This is a genomic window from Streptomyces sp. SID5910 (assembly GCF_009862125.1).
In the GTDB taxonomy this organism is placed as follows: Bacteria; Actinomycetota; Actinomycetes; order Streptomycetales; family Streptomycetaceae; genus Streptomyces.
Genome location: NZ_WWHX01000435.1, coordinates 1 through 10,387 on the forward strand (window position 1 = coordinate 1; position 10,387 = coordinate 10,387).

At 72.9% G+C, this 10,387-nt stretch carries 13 protein-coding genes; 7 read left to right on the top strand and 6 right to left on the bottom strand.

Features of this window, described 5'->3' with window-relative positions; all coding sequences use genetic code 11:
• Positions 1 to 335, top strand: a 335-nt coding sequence (locus tag GTW67_RS15240; RefSeq protein ID WP_161165359.1) for a PRC-barrel domain-containing protein, incomplete at its 5' end; no start/stop codon positions are given.
• Between the two features lie 55 nt (positions 336 to 390).
• Complete coding sequence (locus GTW67_RS37005; protein WP_202437274.1) at positions 391 to 555, top strand: hypothetical protein; 165 nt, start codon at positions 391 to 393, stop codon at positions 553 to 555.
• 60 nt (positions 556 to 615) lie between these two features.
• Here the strand turns inward: GTW67_RS37005 and GTW67_RS15245 are convergent, their stop codons facing one another.
• From GTW67_RS15245 to GTW67_RS15255, 3 genes are all read right to left on the bottom strand, one after another.
• Positions 616 to 1,197 (bottom strand): Dps family protein, encoded by a 582-nt coding sequence (locus GTW67_RS15245; protein WP_161165360.1) that lies wholly within the window; start codon positions 1,195 to 1,197, stop codon positions 616 to 618.
• Between the two features lie 115 nt (positions 1,198 to 1,312).
• Complete coding sequence (locus tag GTW67_RS15250; RefSeq protein WP_161165361.1) at positions 1,313 to 1,918, bottom strand: flavodoxin family protein; 606 nt, start codon at positions 1,916 to 1,918, stop codon at positions 1,313 to 1,315.
• A gap of 95 nt (positions 1,919 to 2,013) precedes the next feature.
• Positions 2,014 to 2,814, bottom strand: a complete 801-nt coding sequence (locus tag GTW67_RS15255; RefSeq protein WP_161165362.1) for an acyl-CoA thioesterase domain-containing protein — start codon at positions 2,812 to 2,814, stop codon at positions 2,014 to 2,016.
• A gap of 212 nt (positions 2,815 to 3,026) precedes the next feature.
• Here GTW67_RS15255 and GTW67_RS15260 point away from each other — a divergent pair, with 212 nt between their 5' ends.
• Complete coding sequence (locus GTW67_RS15260; protein WP_161165363.1) at positions 3,027 to 3,833, top strand: alpha/beta fold hydrolase; 807 nt, start codon at positions 3,027 to 3,029, stop codon at positions 3,831 to 3,833.
• 198 nt (positions 3,834 to 4,031) lie between these two features.
• Positions 4,032 to 4,754, top strand: a complete 723-nt coding sequence (locus tag GTW67_RS15265; protein ID WP_161165364.1) for an FAD binding domain-containing protein — start codon at positions 4,032 to 4,034, stop codon at positions 4,752 to 4,754.
• Between the two features lie 33 nt (positions 4,755 to 4,787).
• On the opposite strand, the gene GTW67_RS15270 is transcribed toward GTW67_RS15265, so the two are convergent.
• From GTW67_RS15270 to GTW67_RS15280, 3 genes are all read right to left on the bottom strand, one after another.
• Positions 4,788 to 5,624: a lysozyme gene (locus tag GTW67_RS15270; protein WP_161165365.1), complete on the bottom strand. Its 837-nt coding sequence runs from the start codon at positions 5,622 to 5,624 to the stop codon at positions 4,788 to 4,790.
• A gap of 214 nt (positions 5,625 to 5,838) precedes the next feature.
• Complete coding sequence (gene pepE / locus GTW67_RS15275) at positions 5,839 to 6,564, bottom strand: dipeptidase PepE (protein WP_161165366.1); 726 nt, start codon at positions 6,562 to 6,564, stop codon at positions 5,839 to 5,841.
• An 82-nt stretch (positions 6,565 to 6,646) separates the two neighbouring features.
• Positions 6,647 to 7,498 carry an IclR family transcriptional regulator domain-containing protein gene (locus tag GTW67_RS15280; RefSeq protein WP_161165367.1) on the bottom strand — a complete coding sequence of 284 codons (852 nt, stop codon included), beginning with the start codon at positions 7,496 to 7,498 and terminating at the stop codon, positions 6,647 to 6,649.
• Between the two features lie 163 nt (positions 7,499 to 7,661).
• Between GTW67_RS15280 and GTW67_RS15285 the strand changes: the two genes are divergently transcribed.
• From GTW67_RS15285 to GTW67_RS15295, 3 genes are all read left to right on the top strand, one after another.
• Positions 7,662 to 8,615 (top strand): DUF1177 domain-containing protein, encoded by a 954-nt coding sequence (locus tag GTW67_RS15285; RefSeq protein WP_161165368.1) that lies wholly within the window; start codon positions 7,662 to 7,664, stop codon positions 8,613 to 8,615.
• 2 nt (positions 8,616 to 8,617) lie between these two features.
• The gene (locus tag GTW67_RS15290) at positions 8,618 to 10,024 is read left to right on the top strand and encodes a cytosine permease (RefSeq protein ID WP_161165369.1); all 1,407 of its coding nucleotides are present in this window, start codon (positions 8,618 to 8,620) and stop codon (positions 10,022 to 10,024) included.
• Positions 10,021 to 10,387 (top strand): M20/M25/M40 family metallo-hydrolase (locus GTW67_RS15295; RefSeq protein WP_161165370.1); only part of this gene is annotated, 367 nt, incomplete at its 3' end. The genes GTW67_RS15290 and GTW67_RS15295, both read left to right, overlap by 4 nt.

Below are 10,387 nucleotides of genomic sequence, written 5' to 3' on the forward strand. Positions count from 1 at the left end.
GTGACTGGCGTGGTCAGGACGTCGTCGACCCCGGCGGCCACAGGATCGGCAGTCTGGAGTCCATCTACGTGGACACCGCGACCGACCGGCCCGCGTTCGCCGCGGTCACCATCGGTCTCCCGACCCGCCGCCGGCTGGTGTTCGTCCCGCTGGAGAAGGCCACCGTCGGACCGGACTACCTGAAGGTGACCTACGAGAAGGGGCTGGTGAAGTCCGCCCCCGGGATCGACCCGGACGGCGAGCTCGCGGCCGACGCGGAGAGCGCGGTCTTCGCCCACTACGACCTGCCCTACGAGCAGGGCAGCCGCGGCGAACGCCGGCTGGCCCGGCGCTGAGCCGCCGAGCAACGCGTCCGAGGAATTCGTCCGATTCGCCGGAGGGGAGACGACCGTGAGCCTGTTCCTGCTGCTGTTGCTGGTGGCGCTGGTCCTGGGGGTGATCGGAGTGGCCGCCGAGGGACTCTTCTACCTGCTGGTCATCGGCATCGTCGTGCTGATCCTCGACCTGGTCCTGGTCGGGGTGCGCCTCGGACGCCGGGGCGGGCCCGCCCGCTGAGAACGCCGGGCATCCGGGGCCCGGCCGCATCGTCCCGACGCGGCCGGGCCCCACGACGCGTCACCGGCCGCTCTCGCCCCGGGAGAGCTCCGAACCCCGCTCGGCGCCCTGCGCCTCGGACTCCGCGCCGCCCGTGGCCAGGGAGCCACCGGCGGTCTCCAGGTGGGCCCGTACGAACCACTGGAACTGCTCCAGGTCACGCAGCTGCCCGATCAGCAGGTCCTCCGTGGCGGGGTCGATCTCCCCGGCCTCCTTGACCGCGGCGCGCACGCCCTCGATCACGCCGGTGTACACCACGTCGAGCGCGCCGAGGTGGGCGATGGCGTCCGCCCGGCCGATGGAGTAGTCGTCCCAGTTCCGCTCGGCCACCAGGGCCCCGGGGGTGCCCTGCGCGACTCCGCCGAGCGCGGCGATGCGCTCCGCGACGTCGTCGGCCATCTCGCGTACCTGGTCGACCTGCGGGTCGATCATCTCGTGCACGGCGATGAAGTGCGGACCCACGACGTTCCAGTGGACGTGCTTGAGCGTGAGATGCAGGTCGTTGAGCGCGTGCAGGCGCAGGCGCAGCGTGCCGATCAGTCGTCCGGCGGCCTCGCGCTCGATGCCGGGGACCGTGTACTTCGGGGTCAGGTCGTGCGTCATGGCGGGCATCAGCTCCTGATCTGTCGTGTATGGCATTGCACCTGCACGAATGCCCCGCTTCGGCGACGGCAGACATACCCGGACGTCTGCCTTCGCGGGCCCGCGCGGCGGCCGGTCAGGACGGCGGGGCCGGCAGGGGCGACGCGGCGAGGGCGCGGGCCGCGTGGACGAGGTTGGACGCCATGGCGCGGCCCGTGGAGGTCGCCCAGTCGTGGCCGCGTTCGTCGTCCAGGTAGTCGGGCCCAGGGCCCGGGCCGAGGTGCCAGTAGGTCCAGGCCTGGCCGGGGACGGTGAAGCCGATGTCGCCGAGCGCGCCGTTGATCTCGCTGATCACGTGGTGGGCGCCGTCCTCGTTGCCGGTGACGAGGACGCCGGCGACACGGTTGTAGGCGACGGGGCGTTCCTCGTCGTCGGTCTCGCCGAGCATCGCGTCCATGCGTTCGAGGACGCGCTGGGCGACCGAGGAGGGGCGGCCGAGCCATGTGGGCGACGCGATGATCAGGATCTGCGACGCCAGCAGCTTCTCGTGGACCCCGGGCCAGTCGTCGCCGTCGCCCATGTCGGTCTCCACGCCCGGCTTCAGATTCAGGTCGACGGCCCGTACGACGTCGACCTCCACGCCGTGTCCCTTCAGGGACGCGATGACGGTGGCGGCGAGGGCCTCGGTGTTCGACGGCTGTGGCGACGGCTTGAGGGTGCAGTTGATGACGAGTGCGCGCATGACTTCCTCTCTTCCCCGGGCGGCGGGTGCGGCCGACGCACCAGCCCGGCCTTCACCCGCCTGCCCCAGCCCCGGGGCGGGATGCGCGCCGCGCCTCAGCCGCCGTCGGCGCCCGGCGCGGGGCGGACGGTGAGGATCTGCTGCGCGTGACCGACCGGGCCCGCCAGGTCGTGCAGGACGGTGCTGGTGACGCCCTGTCCCGCCGGGCCGAAGACGACGGTGGTGTCCAGTCCGGTCCAGCGGCCCTCGGGCCGGCGGTGGAGGTGGAGGGTGAGGTCGACGTTCGGGAAGATCCAGGCGGTCGGTGACTCCCGTACGGCGATGCCGTTGGCGGTGTCCACGAGCGCGACGTAGGACGCGAGTGGGCTCACCGTCCGCCCGGCGACCAGGTCGAGGCCGGTGGAGACCCAGGCCGTCGTGCGGCCCGGCTGCGGGGGCGCCAGCGGACGGACGTCCAGGGAGGCGATGTATCCGCCGGGCCACCGGGAGCTCATCGGCCAGGACTCGAGCGTCTGCGGCGGGGCGAGCGGAGCGGCGCCGCCGCCGGCGACCGCGGCGGTGTCCCCGGCGCCGAGGAGCCAGGCCCTGGCCCGCACGACGGGGCGGCCGGCGATGCGGACGACGGCTTCGACCAGCTCGATGGTGCGCCCGGGGCGCAGGGTCTCCACCCGGATCTCGCACTCGTCGAGGGCGAGCCGGCCGAGGATGTCGAAGCTGATCCGGGACAGGAGCAGCCCGGGGCCGGGCCGCGCGGCCAGATGGCGTTCGATCGCGTGGACGACAAGACCGCCGAGCGGGCTGAAGTGCTGCTCGTCGGGGTCCCACGCGCCGCCCGCGTGACCGGTCGGCTCGTAGCGGTGCTCGTCGACGGGCTCGAAGTAACTGCCGGTGCTCACAGGGGGCTCACCTTCCGGGCTGACGGGCTGACGGGTCGGCGGGCTGACGGTCCGGCGGGGCGGCGCGGCCGGGGCGGACGGCTAGGGTCACGGGGCCGGCGGCCGGTCCGCCCTCCCACCAGGTCACGACGGTACTTGCACGGGCCACGTACTCGGCCGGGGGGTGCCGAAATCGCTCGGTCCTTCCACGGCACGGGAGTTAGGGTCCCGGAATGACCTCCGTAACCCTGCGCGGCGCCACGATCGGCTACGACGACGCCGGGCCCCAGGAGGGGCTTCCCGTCCTGCTGATCCACGGTCACCCCTTCAACCGCACCCTGTGGGCGCCCCAGGTTGCGGCGCTGACCGCGGCGGGCCACCGTGTCGTCACGCCCGACCTGCGCGGCTACGGCCGCAGCGAGGTGACCCCCGGCAAGGTCCTCCTCGCCGACTTCGCCGACGACCTCGCGGCCCTGCTGGACCACCTGGACATCGAGCGGGCGGTGGTCGGCGGTGTCTCCATGGGCGGCCAGATCACCATGGAGTTCCTGCTGCGCCACCCGGGACGCCTGCGGGCCCTCGTCCTCTCCGACACCTCGGCGCCCGCGGAGAGCGCCGAGGGCAGGCTGTTCCGCAACCGGCTGGCCGACAGGCTGCTCGCCGAGGGCATGGACGGCTACGCGCACGAGGTCATCGACAAGATGCTCGCCGACTACAACGTCACCGCGATGCCCGACGTGGCCGCGCGGGTCCTGGAGATGATGCGCGCCACCGATCCGCGCGGTGCCGCGGCGGCCCTGCGCGGGCGGGCCGAACGACCCGACTACCGGGACGCCCTGGCCGGCGCGGAGGCACCGGTGCTGATCGTCGTCGGCGCCGACGACGTCTACACCCCGGTCGCGGAGGCCGAGGCCATCCACCGCCTCGTCCCGCACGGCACCCTGGCCGTCATCGAGAAGGCGGGCCATCTCCCCGGCGCCGAGCAGCCCGACCGCTTCAACGCCGTCCTGCTGGACTTCCTCGCGCAGCGGGTGGTCTGACCGGGCCGCCGGACGGCGGCCACCGCCGGGGTGCTCGTCGCGCCGGAGACGCTCCGGCGCGCGAAAGGCGCATACGGATTCGGTGTGAGCCCTGTACGCGCCCCCGCGGCCGTGCGGACAATATGACAGGACCGTGATCACGCGGCGGGGGCGCGTGCCGTGCGACCGCCGACTTCCCGGGAAAGCAGGTCGATCGCCGTGCTGTTGCGTCTGCCCACGTCCGTGACCGAGGCACAGGAGTGCATGGCCGACGGGGCGGTGCCCATCGGCGGGGCCACGCTCGTGTGGGCCACCTGGCAACGGGACGGTTTCCCGGAGCAGGCGATGTCGCTGCGCCACCTCCCGGAGGCCACCGAGGTCCGGCCCGAGCGGCTGGGCGGCGCCGTGGTGCTGCACCAGGTCGACGACCGCGTGCCGGAGGTGCTGCGCCGGGCGGCCGGTTCCGTGGGCACCGGGGCCGTGCGCCGGACGGCGACGGTCGGCGGCAACCTCGTCGGCAGCACCTTGCGCTGTCTGCTCCCCGCGGCCCTCGTCCTGGACGCGCGCGCCACCGTGCTGGGCACCGACGGCGCCTACGAGACCGACCTGAACGAGGTCCTGGCCAAGCGTCACCTGCTGCTCGCCCTGCACTGGCGCACCCCCGTGACCAGCGGGTACCACAAGGAGCCCGCCGAGGCCGGCGGACCACCGCCCCTGGTCGTCGCCACCGCTGTGCACACCGACGCCGAGGGGCGGCGCCGGCTGCGGGTGGCCGTCCGCGACGGCTACGAGGTGCTCAGCGAGACCACCGCGTGCGACGACGGAGCCGGCCAGGTCCTCGGCGCCCTGGAGCGGACGGACGTCGCCGCGCTCCCCGCGCGGGCCCGGGAGGTGGTGCGCCGGCAGGTCACCGGCGTACTCGCGGATCCGGCCGGCCGCTGACGTCGCGGCCGGCCGGCTGTCCCGCGGCTCCGCTCAGCCGTCGGCGAGCGCCTTGACGCGGTCCAGCGCGCCGTTGAACTTGTCGTGGTCCCCGACGGTCGGCCCGGTCGAGGTGTACTGCCACATGGTGTGGAAGTCCCAGCCGGCCGGGAGTTCGCCCACCGCCGAGGCGTACCGGGCGATCCACAACGGCGTGTTCGAGCCGAAGCCGCTGTAGTTCCCGGTGCACTGCTTCCACCAGTTGGTGGAGGTGTAGATGACGGCGTGCCGGCCCGTGCGCGCCTTGTACCGGTCGAGGAAGTCCTTGATCCAGTCGACCATCTGACCCGCCGTCCTGCCGTAGCAGGTGGCGCCGTACGGGTTGTACTCGATGTCCAGGACACCCGGCAGCGTCTTGCCGTCCTTGGACCAGGCACCGCCGTGGTCGACGAAGTAGTCGGCCTGGGCGGCGCCGCCCGCGGTGTCGGGCGTCGCGAAGTGGTACGCGCCCCGGATCATGCCGACGTCGTACGAACCGCCGTACTGCTGCGAGTAGTAGGGATTGCGGTAGGACGTGCCCTCGGTGGCCTTCACATAGGCCCAGCGGACCCCGCTGTTCCAGAGGGTCGGCCACGCGACGTTGCCCTGATGGCTGGAGACGTCCACGCCCTCCGTCTGGGTGGCCCGGGTGTCGGCGGGCAGCCCCTGCACGCCCTCGTGGGCCAGCACGCCACGGCCCATGTAGGCCGTACCGCGGTCGGGTGTGCCGCCGGACGCGTCGGCCGAGGCGGGCGCGGCGCACAGGGCGAGGAGGAGGGACGAGGTGGCGAGGGCGACGCCTGACGCGAGCAGGCGTGAGTGGCGGGAGGCCACGGCTATGGGTCTGCGCATGCCCCCCATCCGATCCGCTGTCACGCCGCACCGCATCCCACGCTCACCCGGACGGCGTCGCGTCGCGGCGTCCGTCGCACGGACGGCTCAGCCGCGGGACCCCACCCGTCCTCGGACGCCTGCCCGACGGCCATGGGCCACACGGCCGCGAGCCGGTCGTCCGCGAGGACCGGACGACGCCGGAGACCCGGCCGGGCCTCCGGCGCCGTCGTGGTCAGGCGCGGGTGTCGAACTCGGCGCGGACGCGCAGCAGTTCGGACACGTCCGAGCCCGTCGGGAGCTCGCGGGGCGCCGTGCCGCGCAGGAACAGGCGGGCGTCGCGCTCGCCGCCGAGCGTGGCGCGCGTGCCCTCGACACGCAGCCAGGACCCCTCCCGCAGACCCAGCACCGGCACGTCGTTCTCCTCCAGGAACTCCGTCAGCCGCTCCTCGCGGGTCTCGCCCTTGTGCGTCGAGGCGGGGTCCGGGTCGAGGTAGTGCGGGTTGATCTGGAACGGGACCAGGCCGAGCGCCTCGAAGGACGGGGGCTCCACGATCGGCATGTCGTTGGTGGTGCGCAGCGACGGCGCGGCCATGTTGGTGCCCGCGCTGGCCCCCATGTACGGCAGCCCGCCCGTCACCGCCTCGGTCAGCGCCTCGCGCAGCCCCGTGCGGTACAGCGCGCTCAGCAGCCGGAAGGAGTTGCCGCCGCCGACGAACACGGCGTCCGCCTCGCCCAGCCGCGCGACCGGGTCGCCGCCCTCGTGCACGCCGCGCACGTCGATGCCCGCGCCGGCCAGCGCGTCGCGCACCTTGGCGGTGTAGGCGTCGTGGTCGGCGAGCGCGTACGGCACGAAGGCGAGGCGGGCCCCGGCGGGCAGGAAGCCGGTCACGGTGTCCAGGGCATGTTCGAGATAGCCGCGGCCGTGCTGGGTGGAGTTGGACAGGAGGAGCAGATTCACGGGGTCGACCTCTTCACGGGGTGGATCGGTGGTGCGGTGGATCGGGTGGGTCAGGGGCGGCAGGTGGGCCGGGTGCGGTGGGTCAGGTGGTGCGGGAACGCGGGCGGCGGTGCGCCTGCGGGGGATGCGTCAGACGCCGCTCCAACAGCCGGGCGGCCCGGCGCAGCACGTCGAGCCGGTCCTCGGGCCCCTCGGGGAAGCGTTCCTTCGCGGCGCCGAGGCTCAGGCTGCCGTACGGCTCGGAGCCGAGGAAGACCGGCACGGCGACGGTGCCGATGCCGGCGTCGTATTCGCCGACCGTCCAGGCGTAGCCCTGCGCGCGCACCTGGCGGAACTCGCGCTCCAGCTGGTCGGGATCGGTGACCGTGCGCTCGGTGAAGCGGGCCATGGGGCGCCCGCGGAACAGCCGGTGGCGCTGGTCGTCGGCCAGGAAGGCGTAGTACGACTTGCTGGTGGCGCCGGCGTGCGCCGGGTACAGCTCGCCGACCAGCGGGTAGTAGCGCAGCGGCCCCTCCTCGCCCTCGACGGCCGCCACACAGCGCATGTGGAAGCTGTCGGGCAGGCAGAACAGCACGGTGTCGCCCGTCGCCGCCCGCAGCTCCTGGAGCACCGGTTCGGCCAGCAGCTCCAGGGACCCGGAGCGCTCCCAGAGGCGGCCCAGGCGCAGCGCGGCCGGGCCGATGCGGTACCGGCGGGTCGCCGGGTCGGAGACCAGGAAGCCGCGTCCCGCGAGCGTGGAGAGCAGGCGCTGGGCCACCGAGGTGTCCCAGCCGAACTCGGTGGCGATCTCCGTCACGCCCCAGTCGGGCCGCGAGCGCTCGAACGCCAGCAGCACCAGCAGGGCGCGGTCGACGGTTTGCAGCGCCCCGGCCGGGGTCCTGCGGTCGTCGGTCCTGCGGTCGTCGGTCCTCCGGTCGTCGGGCTGGCCGGTCACGGCAGCTTCTCGCACACACTCACCTCACTCGCTCGCCGGTCTCCCGTGTCATCTCGCCATTCAGACAGCGATTGCAGATAACGGGAAACAGTTGCGGAGAACGTTAGTGGATCCGGAACCTGCTGTCAGCACCGCCCCCGGGTGCGGATCAGGAGAACTGCCGATGTTGAAGTACGTCCTGGACCTCGTGGACCTGCTGGACGATCCCGCCGTCGACGGCAAGCGCGTCGCCGCCCACCTCGACTCGCTCGCGGGTCCCGAGGGGTCCGGCGCCGAGGTCACCACCGTCACCGGCGAGCGCGGCTCGACGGACTTCGTGCTCGTCCGGATCCCGGGCCGCGACGGCCGCACCCGCGGCGGCTCCGCCCGCACCCTCGGCGTGGTGGGCAGGCTCGGCGGCATCGGGGCGCGGCCCGAGATGACCGGCCTGGTCTCCGACGCGGACGGCGCCGTCGCCGCCCTGGCGACCGCCGCCAAGCTGCTCGACATGCGCCGCCGCGGCGACGTCCTCGACGGCGACGTGATCGTCGCGACGCACATCTGCCCGGACGCCCCGACCGCGCCGCACGACCCGGTGCCCTTCATGGACTCGCCGGTCGACATCGGGACCATGAACCGGCACGAGGTCACCGGCGAGATGGAGGCGGTGCTCTCCATCGACACCACCAAGGGCAACCGCATCATCAACCACCGCGGCCTCGCCCTGTCGCCCACCGTCAAGGAGGGCTGGGTGCTCAAGGTGAGCGAGCAGCTCGGCGAGCTGCTGGCCGTGGTGAGCGGTGAGCCGTTGGTCACGTACCCGGTGACCACGCAGGACATCACCCCGTACGGTAACGGTGTACACCACATCAATTCGATCCTCCAGCCGGCCACGGCGACGCCCGCACCGGTCGTCGGCCTCGCCATCACCTCCGCGGCGGCGGTGCCCGGCTGCCAGACCGGCGCCAGCCACGAGACCGACATCGCGGCGGCGGCCCGGTTCGCCGTCGAGACCGCGAAGGCCTACGGCGGCGGACGCCTGGACTTCCACGACGACGTGGAGTTCACCTCGCTCGTGTCCCGCTACGGCTCACTGGCCCACCTCCAGACCTTCGGCCGCGTCCCCAAGGAGTCCTGACCATGGCCGCGCACAAGAACACCGCGGCGGCCCCGGAGACGGGCGGCGCCAGAGCGGTCGGCAGCGACGACTACGCGCTGTCCCGCGTCCCGCGCGACAAGCGCCTCGGCTTCTGGACGATGCTGCTCCAGTGGCTCGCCCAGTCCGGCTCCATCTCCCAGTTCACCCTGGGCGCCACCATCGGCGTCGGCATGTCCTTCGGCGACGCGTTCTGGGCGTTCACCCTCGGCGCCGTCATCCTCGAAGTGGTGATCTTCGCGATCGGCCTGGCCGGCATGCGCGAAGGCCTCGCGACCCCGCTGCTCACCCGCTGGGTCGGCTTCGGCCGCAACGGCTCCGCCCTGGTCAGCCTGGTCATCTCCGTCAGCCTCGTCGGCTGGTTCGGCGTCCAGAACACGATCTTCGGCGACAGCGTCTCCTCGCTCGTCGGCGGCCCGTCCTGGCTGTGGTGCGTGGTCGCCGGTGTCGCCATCACCGTGCTGGTCATCTTCGGCTTCCGGTACATGGCCGTCTTCGCGAAGATCGTCACCCCGCTCTTCTTCGCCATGGTCGCCTGGTCGGTCACCGACGCGCTGAGCGAGCACTCCCTGTCCGAGCTGATCCACTCCCCGGCGCCCGGCCAGGCCATCCCGCTCTCCGTCGCCGCGACCGCCATCGCGGGCGGCTACATGACGGGCGCGATCGTCTCCCCGGAGATGACCCGCTACAACCGCAAGGGCGGCCACGTCTTCCTCCAGTCCGCCTCGTCGATGATCCTCTCCGAGTACATCGTCGGCCTGACCGGTGTCCTGCTCGGCCACATGGTCGGCAGCGGCCAGGTCTCGCAGATCGTGCTCTCCACCTCCGGCGTCTTCGGCGTGCTCGTCGTCCTGATGTCCACCGCGAAGATCAACGACTGGAACCTGTACGGCTCCTCGCTCGGCGTCGTCAACTTCTTCCAGGTCGTCTTCGGCAAGCGCCTGCACCGCGGCGCGGTCACCGTCGCCCTCGGTGTCGCCGGCACCGTCCTGTCCGCCGTCGGCATCATGACCCACTTCACCGACTTCCTGTCCGTGCTGGGCGTCGCCATCCCGCCGGTGGGCGGCATCATCGTCGCCGAGTACTGGGTGGTGCGCCGCATGCGCGCGCCCCTCGACGCCACCCGCGAGGCCGGGACCCTGCCCGCCACCTCGCCGACCTGGGTCCCGATGTCCCTGGTCATCTGGGCGGCCGCGTTCTGCGTCGGCAAGTTCTACGACGGCGGCATCCCCGCCCTGAACTCCCTGCTGACCGCCTTCGTCCTCTACAGCGTCCTCGGCCTCGCCGGCTGGATCAGGACGTACGGCACCTCCACCCTGGACGGCGGCCCCGCCGACCCCACCGAGCCGTCCGCGCACACCCCCGGCACGGCCACCGTAGGAGCACCATGAGCACCACCGTCCCCGCCTCCGACGAGGCGCAGAGCGAGGTCGTCGGCCTGTGCGCGGAGCTGATCCGCTTCGACACCTCCAACCCCACCAGTGACGAGCGCGTCTGCGCCGAGTGGGTCGTGGACCGGCTGGCCGAGGTCGGCATCGGCTCCCAGCTGGTCGAGAGCGCCCCCGGCCGCGCCAACGTGATCGCCCGCATCCCCGGCACCGACCCGGAGCGCGGCGCCCTGCTGGTCCACGGCCACCTCGACGTCGTACCGGCCGACGCCGCCGAGTGGCGGGTGCCGCCGTTCTCCGGCGAGATCCGCGACGGCTACCTGTGGGGCCGGGGCGCCATCGACATGAAGGACACGGTGGCCGTCA